This is a genomic window from Polaromonas sp. YR568, assembly GCF_943371715.1.
GTDB lineage: Bacteria > Pseudomonadota > Gammaproteobacteria > Burkholderiales > Burkholderiaceae_C > Polaromonas.
In genome coordinates, this window is record NZ_CALRVW010000006.1 from 1 (window position 1) to 22,953 (window position 22,953).

Here is a 22,953-nt window from a genome sequence, read left to right on the forward strand (position 1 = left end):
CCTCGCCGGAGCCCGATTCCGTACCCGAATTCGAGCCCGCACCCGATCCCTCCACCCTTCTGGCTGCGCCGAGGAGCGGAGGTCCAGACGGATCAGGACGGGCGATTGTCTGAGCCGAAGGCGAGTTCGAGCCCGGCCCCGGCTGGACCGAGCACCGCAGGTTGCCCCCGTAGCGCAAGCGAAGGGGGACGCAGACAGCAGGGTCGCCTTTTCTTTGCTTACTTTCTTTTGGCGACGCAAAAGAAAGTGAGTTGCCGCCGGGCAACCCCCGGCTTGTTGGCGGACCGCGGAAGCGCGGACAGACTCGCTCCGGGCGTTGGCGAAATCAACGCCCAAGATACACCTCGATCACCCGTTCATCCGCCTGCACCTGATCCAGCGTCCCCTGCGCCAGCACCGACCCGTCACACAGCACCGTAACGATCTCCGAAATCGTCCGGATGAAACTCATGTCGTGTTCGACCACCATCAGCGAATGTTTGCCCTTGAGCGTGAGGAACAGCTCGGCCGTACGCGCGGTTTCCTCGTCGGTCATGCCGGCCACCGGCTCGTCGAGCAGCAGCAGCTTGGGGTCCTGCATCAGCAGCATGCCGATCTCCAGCCATTGCTTTTGCCCATGGCTCAGGTTGCCGGCCATGCGACCCACGCTATCGGCCAGATGAATCGTCACCAGGATCTCGGCCAAGCGGTCGCTTTGCGCCGAGTCGAGCTTGAAGAACATCGACGACTTCACGCCCTTGTTGGTCTTGAGTGCGAGTTCAAGGTTTTCAAACACCGTGAGCTGCTCGAACACCGTGGGTTTCTGGAACTTGCGGCCAATACCGAGCTGCGCGATCTGCGGCTCGGTGTGGCGCAACAGGTCGATGGTGCTACCGAAGTAAACCGTGCCCTCGTCGGGCCGGGTCTTGCCGGTGATGATATCCATCATCGTGGTCTTGCCGGCACCGTTGGGGCCGATGATGCAGCGCAACTCGCCCGGGGCGATGTCGAGCGAGAGTTTGTTGATGGCCTTGAAACCGTCGAAGCTCACGCTCACATCTTCGAGGTACAAAATTCGGCCGTGCGCCACGTCCACCTCGCCCGGCGTGGCGATGCGGCCTGTGCTTGCGTTGCGTCCGCCCGACTCGGTGTTGGACTTGCCGGCCTCCAGTTCGGCCCGGCGCTTTTCAATGCGTGCGGCACCCTGTTCAAGAAGATCGGGGGTCATTTTTCACCCCCTTTCCGGAGCTTCCTGATCAGGCCAACCATACCGTTCGGAAGGAACAGCGTGACGGCGATGAACAGCATGCCCAGGAAATACAGCCAGTACTCGGGATAGGCCACCGTCAGCCAGCTCTTGGCGCCGTTGACGATGAAGGCGCCAACAATCGGGCCGATGAGGGTGGCGCGCCCGCCGACCGCAGCCCAGATGGCCATCTCGATCGAGTTGGCCGGGCTCATTTCGCTCGGGTTGATGATGCCCACCTGCGGCACGTACAGCGCACCGGCAATGCCGCACATCACGGCCGACAGGGTCCAGATTGTCAGCTTGTAGCCGATCGGGTTGTAACCCGAGAACATCACCCGGGTCTCGGCATCGCGGATCGCCTGCAGCACGCGCCCGAACTTGCTGCGCACCAGCCACTTGGCAAACAGGAAGAAGCCGAGCAGCGTCAACCCGGTGATGACAAAGAGCCCCATGCGCATGGTCGGCGTGGCAATCGGCATGTCCAGGATGCGCTTGAAGTCGGTAAAACCGTTGTTGCCGCCGAAGCCGGTCTCGTTGCGGAAAAACAGCAGCATGGCCGCAAACGTCATGGCCTGCGTAATGATGGAGAAATACACACCCTTGATGCGCGAGCGGAAGGCGAAGTAGCCAAACACAAAAGCCACCACTCCGGGCACCAGCACGATCAGGAACAAGGTGGCGATGAAGCTGTCGCTGAAGGTCCAGTGCCAGGGCAGTTCCTTCCAGTCGAGAAACACCATGAAGTCGGGTAAGTCGCTTTTGTAGTTGCCGTCGCGGCCGATCTGGCGCATCAGGTACATGCCCATGGCGTAGCCGCCCAGCGCAAAGAACAGGCCATGGCCCAGCGACAAGATGCCGGTGTAACCCCAGATCAGGTCCATGGCCAGCGCCACGATGGCGTAACACATGATCTTGCCGATCAGTGCCACCGCATAGGTGCTCATGTGGAACATGCTGGTCTCGGGCACCATCAGGTTGAGCACCGGTGCCAGCGCGCAGACCAGCAACAGCACCACCAGAAAAGCGCTCCAGCCGGTACGCGTGAGCATGGGGCCTTTGGCGGGGAGAGTCACGGAGTAAGTCGATGTAGTCATGATCAAGCCTCAGCCGAGCGGCCCTTCATCGCGAAGATGCCCTGGGGCCGCTTCTGGATGAAGATGATGATGAGCACCAGCACCGCAATCTTGGCCAGTACCGCGCCGGTCCAGCCCTCGAGGAATTTGTTCAGGACGCCCAGGCCCATGGCTGCGTACACGGTGCCGGCCAGCTGACCCACGCCCCCCAGCACCACGACCATGAAGGCATCGACGATGTAGCCTTGGCCCAGGTCCGGGCCGACGTTGCCGACCTGGCTCAACGCGCAGCCGGCCAGGCCCGCGATGCCCGACCCGAGCGCAAACGCATAGGTGTCCACGCGCGCCGTGTTCACGCCCATGCAGGAAGCAATCGGCCGGTTCTGCGTGACCCCGCGCACGAACAGGCCCAGCCGCGTCCTGCTGATCAGCCAGGCCATGCCCAGCAAGACCGCAATTGCAAAACCGATGATGACCAGGCGGTTGTAGGGCAGCGACAAATTGCCCAGCACCTGCACGCCGCCGCTCATCCAGACCGGGTTTTCGACGCCGACGTTTTGCGCACCGAAGATGGAACGCACCAGCTGCTGCAGCATCAGGCTGATGCCCCAGGTCGCCAGCAGGGTCTCCAACGGGCGGCCATACAGGAAACGGATCACGCCACGCTCCAATGCCGCGCCCATCAGGGCCGAGGCCAGGAAGGCCACCGGCACCGCCGCCAGCAAATACCAGTCGAACAGGCCGGGCAAATACTTCTGGAACAGGCCCTGCACCACGTAGGTGGCGTAGGCGCCAATCATCATCAGCTCCCCGTGCGCCATGTTGATGACGCCCATCAGGCCGTAGGTGATGGCCAGGCCCAGCGCCACCAGCAGCAAAATGCTGCCCAGGCTGATGCCGCTGAACACCGCCCCGAGCTTGTCGCCCCAGGCCAGCGCGGACTCGACCTTGCGCAGCGAAGCCTGCAGCGCGCTCTTGACCTCGGCATCGTCCTCTTCTGCCAGGCGTGCGATCAGCACGGTCTTGCTGATCGGGTTGTTGCTGCCGGACAGGCGGGCAGCGGCCTCCAGCCGTTTGGCCTTGTCAGTGCTGCCCAGAAAAATGGTGGCGCGCACCATCTCCAGTTGATTCTTGAGCGCAGGAACCGTTTCGGCGGCCCAGGCTTTTTCGATCAACGGCAGGCGCGCTTCGTCGCTACCGCTGGCCAGTGTCTTGATGGCGTCGGCGCGCACCTTGTCGTCTTTCGAAAACAGCTTGAGCGCGGCCAGCGCATTGTCCAGCTCGCCGCGCATCATGTTGTTGTTGATCACGTCTTCCGCGTCGGCGGGCACCGTCAGTTCGGCGCCAGTAATGGGGTCATAACCCTTGTCGTCCTTCATGACAAACACCTGGTCGCCCGCGGTCTTGACCGCATCGTCGGCCAGCGCCTGGATGAAAGCGGCGGTTTTGTCGTCGGGGTTGGCAGCGGCCTTGTTCAGCGCCTCGGCGCGCGCCTCGGTCTCGCCAAGTGCCATGCCTTTGACCTCGTCCGCGCTCAAGGCGTGAGCGCCGGCAGCTATAAAAAACGTAGCAGACAGAAGGAATGTGCGAATCATCATGAGAAGAACCTGTAGGTTGGGCACAGCAGCCAGCCGGTACTTGCTTGGCGTTGTGCCCAGGCTGCAACTTCCTTGAAAACCATGCACCGGAGTAGTGCAAGAAGTGGGCCAGACCACAAAAAAACCGCACCTGTTTCTGCAAACCAGGTGCGGCTTGCACCGCCCGGCCCACACGGGGCCGGAGGTAGCCGCCTTATTTGGAGGCCATTTTTGCCGGCTCGTCAGGCTTCTTGTCGTTGCCTTCGATGTACGGGCTCCATGGCTTGGCTTTCACCGGGCCAGGTGTTTTCCAGACCACGTTGAACTGGCCGTCCGCCTTGATCTCGCCGATGAACACCGACTTGTGCAGGTGGTGGTTTTTCTCGTCCATCTTGGAGACGATGCCCGACGGCGCCTTGAAGGTCTGACCGGCCATGGCGGCAATCACCTTGTCGGTGTCGGTGGACTTGGCTTTCTCGACCGCCTGTTTCCACATGTTGATGCCGATATAGGTGGCTTCCATCGGGTCGTTGGTCAGCGGCTTGTCCTTGTGGCCGGCGATGCCCTTGGCCTTGGCGTAGTCCGACCACTTCTTGATGAACTCGGTGTTGGCCGGGCTCTTGATCGACTGGAAGTAGTTCCAGGCCGCCAGGTGGCCGACCAGCGGTTTGGTGTCCACACCGCGCAGCTCTTCCTCACCCACGGAGAAGGCGACCACCGGCACGTCCTTGGCTTTCAGGCCGGCGTTGCCGAGTTCCTTGTAAAAAGGCACGTTGGAGTCACCGTTGATGGTGGAGACCACCGCGGTCTTGCCGCCGGCAGAAAACTTTTTCACGTCCGCCACGATGGTCTGGTAATCGGAGTGGCCGAACGGTGTGTACTTCTCGTCGATGTCGCTGTCCTTGACACCCTTGCTTTTCAGGTAGGCGCGCAGGATCTTGTTGGTAGTGCGTGGGTACACATAGTCGGTGCCCAGCAGGACCCAGCGCTTGGCACCGCCGCCGGCCTTGCTCATCAGGTAGTCCACCGCAGGGATGGCCTGCTGGTTGGGGGCGGCACCCGTGTAGAACACGTTCTTGGACAGCTCTTCACCCTCGTACTGCACGGGGTAAAACAGCAGGCCGTTCATTTCTTCAACCACCGGCAGCACCGACTTGCGCGACACCGAGGTCCAGCAGCCGAAAATCACCGAGACCTTGTCCTGACCGAGCAGCTGCTTGGTTTTTTCGGCAAACAGGGGCCAGTTGGAAGCCGGGTCCACGATCACGGGCTCGAGTTTCTTGCCCATCACGCCGCCCTTGGCATTGATTTCGTCAATCGCCATCAGCACGGTGTCCTTCAACACGGTTTCCGAGATGGCCATGGTGCCCGACAGGCTGTGCAGAATGCCCACCTTGATGGTGCCACCCGACTGGGCATGGGCTGGCAGGACCGAGAGGCCCGCCAGGGCGACGGCGGCGCTCAGCGCCTTGAGGGTAAAACGACGTTGCATGTGTGCTTCTCCGGTAGGTAGGTGGTTCGCGTTTCGCCTCGCACAGCCGCCAGACGGAGGTTTTTGCGAAGCGATGAAGCGATTCTGGGGACCGGAAAGGGATTGGGGAATACGCCGGGTGGCGTATGCAGGCAAGGAACAGCACGCGCGCCGGTTCCCTGCCCAGCGTGATTCAGGGAGGCTGAAGCTCATGGCGGCGCAGTAGCTGGAGACCTGCGCCCGGGGCAGCCACGCTGGAACCGGTGTGTCGCCTTTTCCCTTTTGCACCTGCCAGTCCCACCTCTTCTTTGACATTTGTCTTCATCCGGTTCAGGATCGAACAATGCACATCAAATTTTCACCCTCCCTGTTCGCGGCGCTGGCTGCGTCCACTTTTTTGCTCGGTTGCCAATCCACGGGGCAACCGGCCAGCAAGCCGCCCTTCGGTTCATTGGCGCAAATCACCTCCATCTCACCCGACACCAGCCAGGTGTTTCACCCGGGGCAGCAAGTCAGGCTGAAGGTCGACGTCAGTTATGTGCTGACCTCGGCATCGGGAACGATCAAGCTTCTCGTTCTGGCGGCCGACAGTTCGGAGCTTGGCCAGGATGTCAAGGTGATCGCGAAGGGAAACGGGAAATCCACGCTGGAAACCCAATTCACCGTACCGGTCACGACCGAGATTCGCGTGTTTGCGCCGCTGATCGTCCAGGGAGAAAGCGCGGGCTCCGCAGCGGATGGCCGATCCTACAAGGTGGTACCCCGTTGAGGGTGGTTCCGGCATTTCCGGGCACTTGAGCCTGCGAATTGTTCCGTCAGGGATGCCGCCAGGCTGAGGTCAGGGTGCCTCGGGCGGCTCCAGGTCCTCCGCCTGCCGCGCCCTGGCAAACAGATCCCAGGCGGCCATGAACATCGCCGCGATGGCGGGACCGATGACAAAGCCGTTCAGGCCAAACAGCGCCATGCCGCCCAGCGTGGACACCAGCACCACGTAGTCCGGCATCCGCGTGTCCTTGCCGACCAGCACCGGTCGCAGGATGTTGTCGACCAGGCCGATCACCAGCACGCCGAAGGCGATCAGGACCACACCCTTGACGATGGCACCCGTCGCCAGGAAGTAAATCGCAACAGGCAGCCAGACCATGGCCGCCCCGACAGCCGGCAGCAGCGACAAAAAGGCCATCAGCGTTCCCCACAGCACCGGCGCATGCACGCCCAGCACCCACAGGATCAGGCCGCCCAGCGCGCCCTGGATCAGGGCCACCACGATGTTGCCCTTGACCGTGGCGCGAATGACCGTGGTGAACTTGGCTGCCAGCTTGCGCTTGACCTCTGCATTGAGCGGCACGGCATTCTTGATGCGCATGACCAGGGTCGAGCCGTCGAGGAGCAGGAAGAACAGCAGGTAGAGCATGACAAAAAAGCTGACGAAAAAGTCGAAGGTGCCCTGCCCGATGCTCAGCGCCTGCGTGGCGAAAAACTGGCTGCCCTTGGTCAGCCCTTCGGTGATCCGCTGCTGCACCAGCCCGAAGTTGTTCATGCCGAAGCGGTCGAGCAGACTGGTGATCCAGGCCGGCAAGGCCTCGTAGACCTGCTGGAAGTAACGCGCCACACTGAGTTCGCCCGACTGCATGCGCTGGTAGACGCTGCCGCCTTCCTGGATCAGCAGCCCCGTCACGATGCCCACCGGCAGGATGACCGCCACCAGAATGATCAGCAGCGTGAGCAATGCGGCACCCACACGCCTGGCTGGCATGGCCCTGAGCACGCGCAGGTACAGCGGTTTGAACATGATGGCCAGCACTGCACCCCAGAACACCGCGCCGTAAAACGGCCAGAGGATCCAGAGGAACGCCACCGAGACGGCCAGCAGCAGTAGCAGAAAGGTCTTGTCTTCAAGCGCGGTGGATTTTGCTGCGTCGGGGAGGTTCATGGCTTCGCGGTTCCTGCTGGATGGGGGTATCGACCGCCGCACAGAGGGCACCGGGAAGGCCGGTTTCCATTGGCGCGGTGACGCTCCGCCTGATGATCGCTCCCATCGTACGGCTGGCTCGCCAGTGCAGAGGTTTGCGGCGTGTGGGACAGGCCGGACAGCTGCTGTCAGCGGGCGACCCGAACGACCCGGTCAGCGCAAAGAAATGTGTCGCGCGCCTTCTGCGATGTAAAGTCACGCAACACCGTGCAACCTTGCTGGCGCCCCAACGTCGATTGGCGTTCAATGAAGCATGTTAGCCACTACCGTCAGGACACCGATGACTATGACCACCGCCTCACGAGGCGCATCCCCTACCCCATTGCGTACCCTCTTCGCCCTCGCCACCGCAACGGCGCTGCTGGCACCCGTCGCCCATGCCCAGCCGGCCGCGGCCGCGCCGCCGGCGGTTCAGGCACCGTCTGCGCCGTCCACCTCCGTGGTCTCGACGGCCTCGGCAGCGACCGAGCCCAAATATAGCGCCGGCGACATCGCGCGGGCCTTCAGCTTCATGGACACCAACAAGGACGGCAAGATCAGCCGCGAAGAGGCCTCCGGTTTTCGCGGCGTGGCCAGGCACTTTGATGAAGCCGACACGAACAAGGACAGCGCCCTGTCGCACCAGGAGTTCGAAAGCGCATTGAACCAGGTCAAAAGCCGCTGACAGCGAATCACGGCGGGAGCGCTCCCTGATTGATAGCACCTCCCGCCCGTCTGTATTGGGCTACATCCGTTTTCGGCATCACATTCCGTGGCCTGCGGCGTGTGCGCCCGGACAAGCCTGATTGACGCCTTAGACCAAAAGACCTAGTCTTTCCCTGTCGCGCTCAACGCCGCACCCGCGCGCTGGCCGACCCCCTGCCGCGGAAAGAAATCCATGCCGTCCGACGCTCCGCACGCTGAAGAACCGCTCAATCAGAGGCTGGAGCCCATCGTGTTGCGGGCCCTGCACCGCTTTCGTGCCCTGCTTCCCCGCGAAGTTGACCTGGCGCTGGAACTCTCCCATGAAGACCCCTGGCTGCGCGCCAACGCCGACCGGCTGGAGCACGCCCTGCTGAGCGCCTGTATCGTCGCGTGGCAGTCGATGGTGGGCCTGGCAACACAGATCGTGGTGGAGATGACCGAGGTGCTGCTGGATGACGTGGTGCTGGACCCCGATGCCGGCAAGCTGCAGGGCGGACTGCCGCCCCGGCGTTACGCACGGCTGGTCATCAGCAACAGCAGCCGGGCGGCCACCGGCCCCTTCCACACGCTGGTGCCCGCGCCTGCGCTGACCGACGAGAGGCCTGCCAGCGCACGCCGCCTGCCGCTGCCGGAGGTGCGCGACATCATTGAGCGGCACCAGGGCATGATCAATGTGTCGCCCGAGCCCGGTCGCGGCACGGCCTTTGATATCTACCTGCCGGCCGCCGTGCCGCGGGAAGCCGCGGCCGGTACTGACGCGGGCAAGGACAAGCCCCATGTCGTTTATGTGGACGACTATGAAGCCATGCGGGCGCTGGTCAGTGACACGCTGCCCCAGGCGGGCTTTCGCGTCACCTGTCACGAAAGCGCCCGGCAGGCGCTGGTCGCCCTGCAGGCCGATCCTTTCGGCTGTGATGTGCTGGTGACCGACTACCGGCTGCAGACCCACACGGGGATAGACCTGCTCAGGCATGTCAAGGCGCTGCGGGCCGACCTGCCCGTCATCATCATTTCCGGCTACATGGACAGCGCGCTCGAAGCCCGGGCCTACGACGAAGGTGCAGCGCTTGTGATCAGCAAGGGCGACGATCTCAGCGGCCTGTGCGTCGCGCTGCACCGGCTGCTGGGCCATGCGCCGCGCCCGGCCCTGGTCAGCTATTCCGATTGGGCCAGGCTGTAAACCCCAGGAAGCCTCGCACGACGGGCTGTCTACCAGCAACGCGTGGCGATCCGTGATTACTACGGCAAGCAGTACAGCGCAGGCCGTTGCCCGCCCGGCCTGGCCAAGAAAAACAATGGCTGCATGCCTCCAGGCCAGGCCAAAAAATGGGCCATGGGCCAGCCCCTGCCGCGCGACGTGGTGTTTTACCCGGTGCCCAATGCCGTGCTGAGCCAGCTGAGTACCCCCCTCCGGCCACAAATATGTGCGCGTGGCCAGCGACATTCTGCTGATCGCCACAGGTTCGCGCATGATCGTGGACGCCATCCAGGACCTGGGCCGGATGTAAACGCCCGGAAGCGGGCTGGCAGCAGCAAGTCCGCCTCCTCAGCGCGCCTCGATCAGCGCGTCAGGCTGAGAACCCGCTGCAGCGTCTGCAGCAGTTCATCGTTCGAGGTTTGCGCCTTGACCAGCACGGCAGCGGCCCGGGTTCCCTGGGCGCGGTCCACCTCGGTCGCCGAGAACACCACGACCGGCGGCGGCCGCTCCAGCGCTTCGACGTCGGCCAGCAGGTCCCAGCCTGATTCACCGGGCAGGGTCAGATCGAGCAGGACCAGGTCGTAGGTCTGCGTCAGCAGGCATGCGCGGGCTTCCTCCAGCGTGGCGGCAAATTCAAAGGTGGCAAAGTCCTGCACGATCGCTGCCGTGATGCGCTGGATATCCAGATCGTCCTCGACATGCAGGATGCGGGGCTTGCCCTCGGCCATGCCGTCCATCGCATGGCGCAGACTGCGGATCAGCAGGTTTTCATCAATCGGTTTTTCGAGCCAGCCGGACACCGTCAAGGGCTGGTTGTTGAACTGGATCTGGCCCTCCCCGGCCATGGCCGACACCACCACAATGGGCAGATCACGCGTGCCGTCCTGGCTGCGCAGCGTGCGGATGAGTGTGATGCCATCCTGGTCGGGCAGCTTGAGGTCCAGCGTCATGGCGGCATACCGGTTGGCCGCCAGATGGGCCATCGCCTCGGAGGCGCAGTAAACCATGTCGCTGTCAAAACCGCCCTTGTCCAGCATCATCGCGATCAGGCGGGCAATGTCCCGGTCGTCTTCGCAGATCAGCACGCACGGACGGGTGCAGACCCGGGGCTCGGCTGCAGCGCGCGGTGCAGCCTCTTTCCATTCGGGCAGTTCAAAGAAAAAGGTGGAGCCCATCCCGGCTTGGCTGTCAAAACCCACGCTGCCACCCAGGCGTTCGACAATCGCCCTGGAAATATTCAGGCCCAGCCCGGTGCCGCCCTTCTGGCGTGTGTCGGACGAATCCGCCTGGGAAAACTTCTGGAAGATGCGGTTGCGGAATTCTTCCGGAACGCCCGGCCCGTGGTCACGCACTTCCACCCGCACGCCGAGGCCGCCGCGTTTGACATGGACCTCCACCACCCCGCCCGGCGGTGAATATTTCATCGCGTTCGACAGCAGGTTGGTCACCACCTGGGCCAGGCGGTCGCTGTCCACCTGGACCCGCAGACCACCCTCCGGGAAATCCAGGCGCAGGCTGACGTTCTGTGCCGCCCCGAAGCCTTCGTTGGCCGCCAGCACCTGTGCCAGCAAGGGCTGGAGCTCGACCACCTGCAGATCCAGGCGCATCTTGCCGGACTCGATTTTTTCGATGTCCAGGATGTCGTTGATCAGACGGATCAGCCGCTCGCAGTTGTTCCTGGCGATATCCACCAGGGTCTTGACGGCCGCCGGCAACTCGCCGGCCACACCACCGGAGATCAGGCCCAGCGAACCGCGGATGGAGGTGAGCGGCGTGCGCAACTCATGACTGACCGTGGAGACAAACTCGCTTTTCATGCGGTCGATGCGCTTGAGCTCGGTCACGTCGGTCGCCAGCGAATAAAACCCGATGACCTCGCCTTCTTCCTTGCCGTCACCGTAGCGCGGGAAATAATTGACCACGTAGTCGCGGTGGTCGCCGCGCGCGGTTTTCTGGGTGCGCTCGTAGACCACCGGGTAGCCCGACAGGACCTCGTCGACCCGGGCACGCACCACCTGGTAAAACTCCTCGCCCATGACCTCGAGCAGGGTTTTTCCGTCGATCTGCTCATGCGACAGACCGAACCCTTCCTCATAGGCCCGGTTGTGAAAGCGGAAGCACTGCGCCCTGTCGACATAGGCGATCAGGGCCGGCACGGTGTCGGTGATCTCGCGCAACTGCTGCTCGCTGGCACGCAGCGCGCTGCTGACGCGGTGCATGTCGGTGGTGTCGCGGCCGGTTCCGCGGTAACCGGTGAAGCGGCCAGACGCGTCGAAAACGGGGACACCGCTGATGGACACATGGCGGATCTTTCCCTGCGTGTCGAGCCGTGTGACTTCAAAATCACGAAAGACTTCATGCCTTTCCAGCAGCGCCCTGTGGGCCGCCCAGACGCTGTCGTCCATCTGCACATAAGGCAGTTCCCAGCGCGTTTTTCCGATGGACTTGTCACCCTTGAACGCCGCCGTGTGGGTGCGGCGCCCTTCAGCGGAAATCCGCACGAAGCGGAAGTCCGCATCCTGCTCCCAGAACCAGTCGGACGACAGCTCGGTCAGCGCACGAAACCGCTCTTCACTCTCGCGCAGGGTGCGTTCCGCTTCTTTCCGCTCGGTGATGTCCTGCACCTGGGAGATGAAGTGCAGCGGCTTGCGGTCGGCATCGCGCACCAGCGAACACGTCAGGTAGCCCCAGACGGTATGCCCGGACTTGTGGATATAGCGCTTTTCCCACTGGTAGGTTTCAATCTCGCCCGCCAGCGCCCTTTTACGCTGCAGCAGGTCCCATTCGATGTCGTCCGGATGGCTGACGTCGCGCACGGTGCGGGCCAGCATCTCCGCTTCGGAGTACCCGAGCATCTGGCAGAAGGCGCTGTTGACCCGAAGCCGGCGCGAGTTGATGGCAATCAGCGCCATGCCGATCGCTGCATGTTCGAAAGCACTGCTGAACTGCTGGTCGCCGGCAGAGTAAATATCGTTGTCGCTGCTGATCAGCGAACCCGTCGTATCCCGGGCCGTCTGGCCCGTGTCCCTGAACAGGTGGCGTGAGCGCGGCAGGGCCAGCGCAATGCCCGCTTCTTCTGAGGAACCATCTTCACCCGACGAGGCATTGCCCTGGTCGCTTCCGAGCGTGAAATAAAACGTGCTGCCCTCACCCAGCACCGAGCTGGCCCAGATCCGCCCGCCATGCCGAATGATGATGCGCTTGACCGTGGCCAGGCCGATGCCGCTGCCGGCAAACTCTTCCGGCGAATGCAGGCGCTGGAAGGTGCCGAACAGCTTGTCGGCATAAGCCATGTCGAATCCCGCGCCCTTGTCCCGCACAAAATACACAGGCGGCTGGTCGGCCACGGTTTCACGGCCGACCAGGATCTCCGTGCAGGTCTTTTTCGCACTGAACTTCCAGGCGTTGCTGATCAGGTTCTCGATGACCTGCCGGATCAGCGAGACGTCCGCCCTGGCCAGCATGCCGGGCTCGACCGTCACCCGAACGTCGCGGCCAGGCTCGTTTTCTGACAATTGCGCAACGACCCGCTCCGCCTCGGCGCCGAGGTCCACGGTTTCCCAGTTCAGGCTGGTGCGCGACAGCTTGGCAAGCAGCAGCAGCCCGTCGGTGAGTTCGCCCATGCGCCGCACACCGCCGCGTATCCGGCTCAGGTAGTGGCCCGCGCGTTCGTCGGCTTGCGGCGACACCGCCTTTTGCAGCAAGGCACAGTAGCCGTCGATGGAACTCAGCGGGGAACGCAGGTCGTGCGCCACGGAATAGGAAAAGGCCTCCAGTTCCGTATTGGCCGCCTCGAGCTGGGCCGTCCTGCGTGAGACCCGGTTTTCCAGGTCCACGTTGAGCCGGACAATTTCCATCTCGGCGCGCTTGCGCTCGGTGATGTCGGTGAAAGTGCTTACGAACCCGGACCGGGCGTCGCCCGCATGGTCAAACAGCGGCCTCACATTGATCAATACCCACAAATCCCTGCCTTCGGGCTTGCGGTAACAGACCACCACGTTGGACTGCGGCAAGCCCGTGCGCCTGGCCACCGCACTGGGCCGTTCACCCTCGGCCATCAGCGAACCGTCTTCGCGCAGCGTCTGCCACTCCGGCCCGACCAGGGTCTGGCCTCGCATCTGGACCAGCGTCAGGCCCAGAATACGCTCAGCACTGGCATTGCAATCGAGGATTCGCCCCTCGCCATCACGCATGATCACGCCTTCGGCCAGCGCACCGACCACGCTGCGAAAGCGGGCCTCGCTGGCCAGCAGCGCAGCTTCAGTCTGTTTGCGCGTAGTGATGTCGGTGCCCACGCCGCGGTAGCCTGTGAACTTCCCGTCCGTGTCGAACACAGGCTCGCCGCTGATGCAGAAAAAGATGCGCCTGCCGTCCGTGTCCACGCGCTCGTATTCGAAATCGCGGAAGGTTTCATGGCTTTCAAGCTGCGCACGATGCGCCGCCCAGGCCGCCTCGTTGCGCGGGCTATCGTCAATGTCCCAGCGCGTCCGCCCTATGTAGTCGCTGATCTGGACCTGCCCTCCCGCATCCGCGGGAAGCCTGCCAAAGCGAGCCGCGCCGCTGGACATCCGGGTGAAGCGGAACTGGTCGTCCAGTTCCCAGTACCAGTCGGAGGAAAGCTGGGTCAGGCTGCGGAAGCGTTCCTGGCTGTAGCGCAGGCGGGCCTCGGCGGCCAGACGTCCGGTGACGTCCCCGCTGGTGACCAGGATATGGGTGACGGCGCCGCTGGCGTCCTTCAGCGGAACCTTGCGCATGTGAACGCGGATGGCACCACGGTGCTTTGTACCGGCCAGGCGGTCGGGCAGGTCCTGCATGACGCCTGCGGCGACCAGCTCCAGGTCGGCGGCGTGCATGTAGTCCGCTTCCTCTTCCGGCCAGAGACCGTGCACTGTGTTGCCCATCGCCTCTTCGCGGCTCACTCCGTACAAAGTCTCGGCCGCCTTGTTCCAGCCCACAATCCGGAACCCGTCCTGCACGGACTTCAGTTGCAGGGCGATCGGCAGGTTGTCCACCACTTCATCGAGAAAGCCGGCGGCTTGCCGCTCAGCTGCTTCCGACCGCCTGATCGCGCTGATGTCATGCACCGTCCCCCGATAACCGAGGAAGCGGTTCTGGTCGTCAAAGACCGGAATGCCACTGACCGACAGGTAGTGCGGCAGATCGTCGCCGAGCTTGCGCATGTACTCGAAATTGCGGAACGGCTGATGCGCATCCAACAAGGCGCGATGCGCCTCCCACGACCCGCTCAGGGGAACTGCGCCCTCAAGCTCCCAACGGCACTTGCCGATGTGACTGTTCCGTTCAATGTCGAGCTCAACGCTCACCTGTTCGCCGGAAAATCTGACAAACCGATGCTCCGCATCCTGTTCCCAGTACCAGTCTGCCGAGATCGTGGCCAGGTCGCGCAATCCCTGCACGCTGATCCTGAGCAAATCGGCCTCGCGCTTTTGTTCGGCAACGGCCCGATCAAGCCGGTCGCGGGCGCTTTCAAGTTCAAGCAGCCGGGCCTTCAGGCGACGGTTTTCTTCAGCGAGGTCTTCGTTACCTTTCACGCTGGAGCCTCAGGGTGGATAGCACCGTGCTGCAGACAAGCTGACGCAACCCGCGCCGCCGGTGCGGTCGGGTAGCCATCGGATTGCCAGCAGATTTGTTCCACATCCCCTGTCCGCGCCTTCCCTAACAAGTTTTTTATATTGTGAGCTGTGTATCAGCAGTAGAAATAAGTATGCTCCTCCGCGGGAAATTTGAAATAGGGAAAAGTCCGCGGTTGGTCGGTCCCCGCGCTGCACGGGCCTCTGCAAACTGCGCCGAATGGCCTTCCCACAGCGCCGGCATCAAGGCTGCAGCGGAATCTTCATGGCGCGATCAACGGGGACCGCCGCGACGCTGTTTTGCGGCGAGCCTTCAATCACCCTGTCCGAATACGTCAGGTACACCAGGGTGTTGCGGGCGGCATCGACCATGCGCACGATGCGTATCTTCTTGAAAACCAGCGATATCCTCTCGCTGAAAACCTCTTCCTGCTGCGGCAGCGGTTTGACAAACGACACCGGCCCCACCTGGCGGCAGTCAATGGATGCTTCCGACTTGTCCTCGGCCAGACCCACCGCGCCCTTGATGCCACCGGTTTTGGCACGCGATACGTAGCAGGTGACGCCCCTGACCTTGGGGTCATCGTGGGCGTCGACCACGATCTTGTGATCAGGTCCGATGAACTTGAACACCGTGTCCACCTCGCCAATGCTCTGGGCCTGGACGGGTGATAAGAAGCCGAGCAACAACGCGGACAGGACGGACAGCGCGGGCAGTGTGGACTTTTTCATGGGGTTTCCTTCAGCGTGAACATCCCCCACTATAGCCACGCCCTCCTTCCGTGACGCGCGGCCCCGGGGGGGCCAGGCTGCCAGGGGAGTAGCATTGACCGTTCCGCCCCCTCCCATCCCTTGTCTCTAAGAAAGTCCTGATTGCAAAAACTGCTTTTCACTGCCTGCCTGCTGATAACCGCTCCGCTGCTGCAGGCTGCCGGCGAACCCGCACCGGCGAACGCCCACCCCCTGACAGGCACCTGGTCCTGGTCGCTGTTTGGTGGCAGTTGCACCGAGACGTGGCACTACCGCAGTAACCGCACGGTGCTCAGCACCAGTGGGCAGGAAGTGGCCGAAAAAACATATGAGGTCGCCAAGCTGCCGGACGCCAGCGGTTTCTACAAACTGGTGGAAACCGTGGTCCGGCAAAACGACAAGAAGGATTGTTCAGGGGCGTTGCTGGAAGGACCGGGTGAAAAGATCACCCGCTTCATTCAGTTCAACCCGCAGCGCAACAAGATGCTGGTCTGCGAAAAAGCCTCACTCAAGGCCTGTTTTGGACCCGTGTCAAAAATGGAATGATCGCCGGCCGCAACGCAATGCCAAGTGAGACCTGCACCGACTCGACCAGGCAAGTCGGAGCAGGGCTTCAGAGCTGATCGCTCTGAACACCCGCCCGCCGGCGCCGCGTCGCAGTTTGTCTGACCGGGGTCATGGGTGGACTGCGCCTGCTGGCGTAACGGCGATACAGCCTGGCCGCCAGACCGGAAGTGATGGCTAAAACAAGCAGCTTACGAAGCATGAAGTGCCTCCCGGATTCAAAAGACGCCGAACAACATCAGGAGGATGATGACGGTGACCGGAACACCGAGTAACCAGGCAATGATGGGCATGTGATTTCTCCTTGTTAAGTACGAAACCCAAAGATAAACACCTCTTGCAGGCGCGAGTGCCGGAAGCGGACCCCAACCAAGGTAGGGCCAGACCTACACTGCCGCGTTGAACGCCACACCTGGATGCGGGACACCTGTCGCAGAGCTTCGGTATATTGGGGCCCTGCTCATCACCCTGCCCGGCCCGACTTTCCATTTTTTGAAGCCACCATGAAAAAGCTCTCCAAATATTTCTTCCGCGGGCTGATCACCATCCTGCCACTGGCCCTGACCCTGTACCTGCTCTTCGTCATGCTGGCATGGATGGAGACTGTGGCGCTGTGGATACTGCGGCCGCTGTTCGGCGACTTCTACATTCCGGGCATGGGGCTGGTGGTGGGCATGCTGGGCATCGTGCTGATTGGCTACCTGGTGTCCAACCCGCGCGTGCGCAAGGCGCTGCTGTTTGTCGAGCTGCCCTTCACCAACCTGCCTGTGGTGAAAAGCATTTACTCGTCGCTCAAGAGTTTTGCCGACTACTTTTCGCCCACGGGCAAGCAGGGCGAACAAAGCGTGGTGATCCTGCGCATGCCGGACAACGGGCTCGAGATTGTGGGCTTGATCACGCGCCGCAGTTTTGCGGATTTGCCCGCGGGCTTTTTGCCGGGGGAACGGGTGGCGGTGTATCTGCCGATGGGCTACATGATTGGCGGCTACACCGTCTTCGTGCCGGTCGAATGGGTGCAACCCATTGCCATGACGGTGGAAGAAGCGATGCGCTCGTCGATGTTCGCATGGATGGCGCGGCCGCCGACGTCTGCGGACAACGCACCCCGACCCTGAGCCGGCTGTTGAATGCTATCAATAAAATAGCTGTTGGCGACCGTCCCTGAAGGGCTGGAGGCCAATCGCGTCCAAGAAAGCCTAGTGGCTGCGCGAAGGACCCGGGCCGCGGCCAGCAATGTGCCGGAACGTGATGCGGCCCTTGCTCAGGTCGTAAGGCGACAGCTCCAGCGACACCTGGTCGCCCGCCAGAATGCGGATGTGGTTCTTGCGCATCTTGCCGGAGGTGTAAGCCACCAGCTTGTGGCCGTTGTCCAGCGTCACGCGAAAGCGCGAGTCCGGCAGCACTTCGTTGACCAGTCCGTGCATTTCAATCAGTTCTTCTTTGGCCATGATGAAAACTCCTTGCGAATTTGAAAAAATCTGTGGTGCAGGCGATCGGGCAGAGCCCGTCAGGCGCAAACCGGCGACGTGCGCTCGTGAATCCAGCCCAGGGCGTGTTCGGTAGCGTAATGCACGGCACCCGCCGCGGTGTCAAAAAGTTCGCTAAAGCGCAGCACACGGTCATGCGTGGCACTGCCGCGCCCGGAGCGGATGGAAACCGACGCCGCGTAAAGGCCTTCGCCCTGCGGTTTGGCGAGCGGGGAGACAAGGTACTTGCCCACCGCGATATTGGTGTGATCGATGTTCATAAAATCCGTGCCGGGTATTTTTCCCGGCTTGATAAATAAGGAAATAACGGCTTGCAAGCAAGCCCGCGCGTGTTCGGGTCCTGACCGCCAGGCTTTACAACATAAAGGACTGGCTGGTTGAGCCTTGCGTGGGCACCGTTGGGGGAGGTGCTCGCCGGAAATGGAACAGTGTTTGAGAGGGTTCAGCGCTGTAGGGGCACTGAAAACACTGTGAATTCGGGCTCTTGGAAGCGCCGCATTTGAGAAGGAAGCCGCGTGGTAAGGGGGCTTCGATGTAAAAAGCTGATGCTTTACCGAATCACGTATTGTAACCGTTACCACGCCTGCCTGCACAAAGCCATCCCCCAGGCAACGAGATACGCGCAGCGGGAGGGGTGAGCGCCCGCCCGGTCAAGCCAGGGCCGCGGAACCGGCTTCGCCGGGCCGCAGGCGCAGCGCCCCCTCGGGGGGCAGAGAGCTACGCGCAGCGGGCGAACGTGGGGGCTCTATCTACTGTTCAAACTGCGGATGCAGCAGCCGGATCCGGCTCATGGCCATGCCGGCCGCTGCCGTACGGGTTTCGACGCCGAGTTTGGCAAACACCCGCTCCAGGTGTTTTTTCACTGTCATCGGGCTGGTGCCCAGGATGTCGCCGATATCGCGGTTGATCTTGCCCTTGACCACCCAGTACAGCACCTCGGCCTCGCGCGCCGTGAGCTTGAAGCTCAGGCTCATGGCCTGGATCACGGTGTCGTCGGACTCCTCGCGCATGATGATCAGCCAGTCGTCGTCGCCAGTCTGCTGGTGCAGGCGAAAGGTCAGGCGGCGCGCCACCGAAGCGGCACTCTCGCACACCAGCCGCGGCGGCTCGATCTGCCGTTCGGCATCGGCCAGGTTGCGGCGCAACCAGGTCAGCACGGCTTCGGGCGTCTGTGGCGCGCTGGTGCCGTAATACTGCTGCAGCAGCTCGCGCGCCAGCGGTGTCTGCCACATCAGCTTGCCGTCGCTGGCGCGCACCGTGATGGTGGCGTAGCCAAAGGCGTCCAGGGCGTTGCGCGCCTGGCGCTTTTCGCGCGCGCTCTGCAGGTGCACGCCGATGCGCGCGAGCACCTCCTTGGGCTTGATCGGTTTGGTCACGTAGTCGACGCCACCCGACTCCAGCGCGGCCACCAGGTACTCGGTCTCGGTCAGCCCGGTCATGAAGATGATGGGAATGTGCGCCGTGCGGGCGTCGGCCTTCAGACGTTTGGCCACCTCGAAACCATCCATGCCAGGCATCATCGCGTCGAGCAGCACGATGTCGGGCAGCGCCTGGGCCGCGCGCTGCAGGGCGGCCTCGCCATGCGTGGCGATCAGCACGGTGTAGCCCGATTCATCAAGCGCATCGTGCAACACCGACAGGTTGTCGGGCACATCATCGACGATCAGCACCACGTCGCTGTTGGCGCGGTCCAGCGTTTGTGCGAGGGTGCGGTCGTTCATGTCGGCACCTGGCTGAGCTGCTGGCTCATGGTCTCGAACTGGAACTGGCGCGCCAGGCCGCGCATCTCCGCGGCAAAACCGGCGCTTTGCGGCTGTGATTTCTCGATCTCGTCCAGGGTGTTCATGATGCCGCGAAAGTAACCGAGGTTGACCACCTCGCGCAGGGCGTCAAGCTGCGCGGCCGGCGGGTAGATGCGCGGCAGCGCCGGAGCGGACGGTGCCGCCGGGGCCGGCAACGGCGCTTCCAGCCAGACCAGCGCGAGGCGCCGCTCCAGCCAGTCCAGCAACTCGCTGTGGCGCACCGGCTTGAGGATGAAGTCCTCGAGGCGGATGCCGACGTCGTTGTCCAGCCCCTTGTCGAAGGCGTTGGCCGACACAATCGCCAGGTGAATGCCGGCATGGCCCGCGGCGCGCACGCGGCGCAGCGTTTCCCAACCGTCGATGCCGGGCATGGCCAAGTCCATCAGGATGACCTCGGGCCGGTAACCTGCGGCCAGCAGGTCCAGGCAGTCGTGGCCGCTGGCGGCCGTGCGAATCTCAAAGCCCAGCGGCTGCAGCACATTGACGAGCAGCTCGCGGTCGGCCTCCTCGTTGTCGACCACCAGCACGCGCCGGCGCGGACCCGCGTAGCCGTAACGCGCCTTGTGCGCGCGCGACGAAGGCGCGGGCAAGGCCGCGCCGGGCGCCAGCCGCATCTCGGGCAAAAACAGCTTCACGCGAAACACCGAGCCGACATCCGGCGTGCTGGCCACCGTGAGTTCGCCGCCCATCAGGTCGGTCAGCATCTTGGCAATCGTCAGGCCCAGGCCCGCGCCGGGCGCGGCCGGTCCGGGCGTGGACGCGCGCGTGAAAGGCTCGAAGATGCGTTCGATCTCCTGCGCCGACAGGCCGGGGCCGGTGTCCTCGATTTCGATGCTGGCCATCTCGCGCGCGTATTTCAAGCGCAGGTTGATGCGCCCCCGGGCGGTGAACTTGACGGCATTGCCCAGCAGGTTGATCAGGATCTGGCGCACGCGTTTTTCGTCGGCGCGCACCACCACCGGCAGCGTGCCTTCGGACTCGAAATGAAAGGACAGGCCCTTGGCCTGCGCCTCGAGTTCAAACATGCCGGTCATCTCCTGCACAAGGTCGGTGAAGTGCATCGGTTTGACATTGAGCGTGAGTTTTCCGCTTTCGATGCGCGCGATGTCCAGCGTGCCCTCGATCAGCGACAGCAGGTGTTCGCCGCCGCGCTTGATGACGCCCACCGCCTGCTGCCGGTGCAGCGGGATCGACGTGTCTTCACCCATCAGCTGCGCATAACCCAGGATGCTGTTGAGCGGCGTGCGTAGCTCATGGCTGATCGCACTGATGTAGCGGCTCTTGGCCTGGTTGGCGAGGTCGGCCACGCGTTTGGCCTGCTGCAGCGCCTCGTCGGTCTGGCGATGCGACTCGATTTCCTTCATCAGCAAATGCGTCTGGCGGTTCGATTCTTCCTGCGCCACCTGCCGGCTCTTGTGCGCCAGCACCAGCCACCAGGCCACCAGCCCGGCAATCACCAGCAGCGCCATGTAGGCCTTCAGGAACCCGGAGCGCAGCGCCGATTCGGAAGCGGCCTGCAGGTCCAGCAAGGCGCGCATTTCCTGGTGGTACAGCAGGCCGAACACGCTGGCCAGCAAGGGCACGATGATCAGCATCAGCAGCAGGAAGTGGCCCAGGCCGGTATCCAGGTAAGGCCAGATGCGGCGCGGCAGCAGCCAGCGCAGCGTGGCCGACCATTGCGCCGACAGGCTGGCCTGCGGCTTGCACAAATCGCCGCAACGCGCGTCCAGCGTGCAGCACAGCGAACAGATGGGGCCCTGGTAGGCCGGGCAATGCGCCATGTCCGGGCCTTCATAGTCGCGCTCGCAGATCACGCAACGCTTGAGTGCATAGGGTTTGTAATTACCCTGGACATCGGCCTCGGGCGTTTCGCCCTGGCGGGCAATGTAATAACGCCCTTTCGTCGCCCAGGCAATCAGCGGCGAGGTGATGAAAGCCGTGCCCAGCGCAATGACCGCAGAAAAAGCCTGGGCCAGCGGGCCGAACAGGCCCAGATGTGCAGTCACCGACAGCAGCGAGGCCAGCGCCATCGCACCCACACCCACCGGGTTGATGTCGTAGAGGTGGGCGCGCTTGAACTCGATGCCCTTGGGCGACAGGCCCAGCGGCTTGTTGATGACCAGGTCGGCCACCACCGCCATCATCCAGGCGATGGCGATGTTGGAGTACAGGCCCAGCACATCGCCGAGGGCCTGGAACACATTCATCTCCATCAGCATGAAGGCGATCAGCGTGTTGAACACCACCCAGACCACCCGCCCCGGGTGGCTGTGCGTCAGACGCGAAAAGAAATTGGACCAGGCCAGCGAGCCCGCATAGGCGTTGGTGACATTGATCTTGAGCTGCGAGATCACCACAAACAGCGCCGTCGCCGCCACCGCCCAGCCGTAATGCGGAAACACGTATTCATAAGCTGCCAGGTACATCTGGTTGGGGTCCACCGCGCGCTCCAGCGGCACCATGTGCTGGATCGCCAGGTAAGCGAGAAAAGCGCCGCCCAGCATCTTGACCACGCCCAGCAACACCCAGCCCGGGCCGCCGGCCAGCACGCCGGCCCACCAGCGGCGACGGTTGGCCGCCGTACGCACCGGCATGAAACGCAGGTAGTCGGCCTGTTCGCCCATTTGTGTGATCAGCGCGATACCTACCGTCAAAGCAGCACCAAACAAGTGCAGATCAAACCCTGAACTCGTGCCTTTTTCACCTTTGTAGTGCGTTATCCCTGCAAAAGCACCCGGGTCACGCACCAAAACATACACAAACGGCACCACCAGCATGATCAGCCAGAGCGGCTGCGTCCACACCTGCAAGCGGCTGATGGCCGACACCCCGTGGGTCACCAGGGGGATCACCACCAGCGCGCAGATCAGGTAACCCCAGCTCGGCGGAATGCCCAGCGCCAGCTCCAGCGCATAGGCCATGACCGCCGCCTCGAGCGCAAAAAAAATGAAGGTGAAGGACGCGTAGATCAGCGAGGTCAGGGTCGAGCCGATGTAGCCGAAGCCCGCGCCACGCGTCAGCAAATCCATGTCGACGCCGTAACGGGCGGCATACACGCTGATCGGCAGGCCGGCCATGAAAATGATGAGGCCGGTGGCGACGATGGCCCAGAAAGCGTTGGTGAAGCCGTACTTCACCAGCAAGGTGGCCCCCACCGCTTCCAGGATCAGAAACGAGGCCGCACCAAACGCGGTATTGGCGACCCGCCACTCGGACCAGCGCCGAAAGCGTTGCGGCGTGAAACGCAGCGCGTAGTCTTCCATGGTTTCGCTGGCGACCCAGCTGTTGTAGTCGCGCCGGACCTTGATGATGCGCTGCACCGGCGCCTCGGGCCCCACCTGTGCAGGCGCAGCAGGCGCCCACGGGGGCACCGCCGGGGTCGGCAGGGGCGGCGGCGTGGCGGTGGTGTCCATGGGTGTCAATACGGCATCAGGCGAAGCCTGCTGAAGTGCAGGTTCCATGCCATAGAGGAGAAAACCAGCGCTGTGCCCCGCGCTCCTGTGGCACCATTCTTGCACCCCGGCAGTGCGCCCCCTGCTGCAGCCGACCCCGGAGA

At 63.0% G+C, this 22,953-nt stretch carries 17 protein-coding genes; 6 read left to right on the plus strand and 11 right to left on the minus strand.

The window, feature by feature from the left end; genetic code table 11:
* Positions 1-325: 325 nt before the first annotated feature.
* The 4 genes from urtD to urtA all read right to left on the minus strand — a co-directional run bounded on the left by urtD (position 326) and on the right by urtA (position 5,370).
* Positions 326-1,207: an urea ABC transporter ATP-binding protein UrtD gene (gene urtD / locus AAG813_RS06155; protein WP_341912929.1), complete on the minus strand. Its 882-nt coding sequence runs from the start codon at positions 1,205-1,207 to the stop codon at positions 326-328.
* Positions 1,204-2,322, minus strand: a complete 1,119-nt coding sequence (gene urtC / locus AAG813_RS06160) for an urea ABC transporter permease subunit UrtC (RefSeq protein ID WP_341912931.1) — start codon at positions 2,320-2,322, stop codon at positions 1,204-1,206. The genes urtD and urtC overlap by 4 nt, the downstream gene beginning before the upstream one ends.
* Positions 2,323-2,324: 2 nt before the next feature.
* Complete coding sequence (gene urtB / locus AAG813_RS06165) at positions 2,325-3,899, minus strand: urea ABC transporter permease subunit UrtB (protein ID WP_341912932.1); 1,575 nt, start codon at positions 3,897-3,899, stop codon at positions 2,325-2,327.
* Between the two features lie 193 nt (positions 3,900-4,092).
* Positions 4,093-5,370 (minus strand): urea ABC transporter substrate-binding protein, encoded by a 1,278-nt coding sequence (gene urtA / locus AAG813_RS06170; protein ID WP_341912934.1) that lies wholly within the window; start codon positions 5,368-5,370, stop codon positions 4,093-4,095.
* Between the two features lie 322 nt (positions 5,371-5,692).
* Between urtA and AAG813_RS06175 the strand changes: the two genes are divergently transcribed.
* Entirely contained in the window at positions 5,693-6,118 is a 426-nt protein-coding gene (locus AAG813_RS06175; RefSeq protein WP_341912936.1) for a hypothetical protein, read from the plus strand.
* 69 nt (positions 6,119-6,187) lie between these two features.
* On the opposite strand, the gene AAG813_RS06180 is transcribed toward AAG813_RS06175, so the two are convergent.
* On the minus strand, positions 6,188-7,282 hold the full coding sequence (locus AAG813_RS06180) for an AI-2E family transporter (RefSeq protein WP_341912938.1): 1,095 nt from the start codon (positions 7,280-7,282) through the stop codon (positions 6,188-6,190).
* 319 nt (positions 7,283-7,601) lie between these two features.
* On the opposite strand from AAG813_RS06180, the gene AAG813_RS06185 reads away from it, so the two are divergent.
* Positions 7,602-7,985: an EF-hand domain-containing protein gene (locus AAG813_RS06185; RefSeq protein WP_341912940.1), complete on the plus strand. Its 384-nt coding sequence runs from the start codon at positions 7,602-7,604 to the stop codon at positions 7,983-7,985.
* A 213-nt stretch (positions 7,986-8,198) separates the two neighbouring features.
* Positions 8,199-9,185: a response regulator gene (locus tag AAG813_RS06190; RefSeq protein WP_341912941.1), complete on the plus strand. Its 987-nt coding sequence runs from the start codon at positions 8,199-8,201 to the stop codon at positions 9,183-9,185.
* Positions 9,186-9,565: 380 nt separating this feature from the next.
* Here the strand turns inward: AAG813_RS06190 and AAG813_RS06195 are convergent, their stop codons facing one another.
* Complete coding sequence (locus AAG813_RS06195; protein WP_341912943.1) at positions 9,566-14,422, minus strand: PAS domain S-box protein; 4,857 nt, start codon at positions 14,420-14,422, stop codon at positions 9,566-9,568.
* Between AAG813_RS06195 and AAG813_RS06200 the strand changes: the two genes are divergently transcribed.
* The gene (locus AAG813_RS06200; RefSeq protein ID WP_341912945.1) at positions 14,408-14,830 is read left to right on the plus strand and encodes a hypothetical protein; all 423 of its coding nucleotides are present in this window, start codon (positions 14,408-14,410) and stop codon (positions 14,828-14,830) included. The two genes, AAG813_RS06195 and AAG813_RS06200, sit on opposite strands and share 15 nt — an antisense overlap.
* A 207-nt stretch (positions 14,831-15,037) precedes the next feature.
* Here the strand turns inward: AAG813_RS06200 and AAG813_RS06205 are convergent, their stop codons facing one another.
* On the minus strand, positions 15,038-15,526 hold the full coding sequence (locus AAG813_RS06205) for a CreA family protein (protein WP_341912947.1): 489 nt from the start codon (positions 15,524-15,526) through the stop codon (positions 15,038-15,040).
* A gap of 141 nt (positions 15,527-15,667) precedes the next feature.
* Here AAG813_RS06205 and AAG813_RS06210 point away from each other — a divergent pair, with 141 nt between their 5' ends.
* Both AAG813_RS06210 and AAG813_RS06215 read left to right on the plus strand, forming a co-directional pair.
* Positions 15,668-16,090: a hypothetical protein gene (locus AAG813_RS06210; RefSeq protein WP_341912949.1), complete on the plus strand. Its 423-nt coding sequence runs from the start codon at positions 15,668-15,670 to the stop codon at positions 16,088-16,090.
* A 521-nt stretch (positions 16,091-16,611) separates the two neighbouring features.
* Positions 16,612-17,223 carry a DUF502 domain-containing protein gene (locus AAG813_RS06215; RefSeq protein ID WP_096695463.1) on the plus strand — a complete coding sequence of 204 codons (612 nt, stop codon included), beginning with the start codon at positions 16,612-16,614 and terminating at the stop codon, positions 17,221-17,223.
* A gap of 81 nt (positions 17,224-17,304) precedes the next feature.
* On the opposite strand, the gene infA is transcribed toward AAG813_RS06215, so the two are convergent.
* The 4 genes from infA to AAG813_RS06235 all read right to left on the minus strand — a co-directional run bounded on the left by infA (position 17,305) and on the right by AAG813_RS06235 (position 22,810).
* The gene (gene infA / locus AAG813_RS06220; protein WP_096662987.1) at positions 17,305-17,556 is read right to left on the minus strand and encodes a translation initiation factor IF-1; all 252 of its coding nucleotides are present in this window, start codon (positions 17,554-17,556) and stop codon (positions 17,305-17,307) included.
* Positions 17,557-17,615: 59 nt separating this feature from the next.
* A complete protein-coding gene (locus AAG813_RS06225) occupies positions 17,616-17,855 on the minus strand; it encodes a hypothetical protein (protein WP_341912953.1) in 240 nt (79 codons plus the stop codon).
* Between the two features lie 489 nt (positions 17,856-18,344).
* Positions 18,345-19,316, minus strand: a complete 972-nt coding sequence (locus tag AAG813_RS06230) for a response regulator transcription factor (protein WP_341912955.1) — start codon at positions 19,314-19,316, stop codon at positions 18,345-18,347.
* Positions 19,313-22,810: an ATP-binding protein gene (locus AAG813_RS06235; RefSeq protein ID WP_341912958.1), complete on the minus strand. Its 3,498-nt coding sequence runs from the start codon at positions 22,808-22,810 to the stop codon at positions 19,313-19,315. Before AAG813_RS06235 ends, AAG813_RS06230 begins: the two co-directional genes overlap by 4 nt.
* Positions 22,811-22,953: the final 143 nt, after the last annotated feature.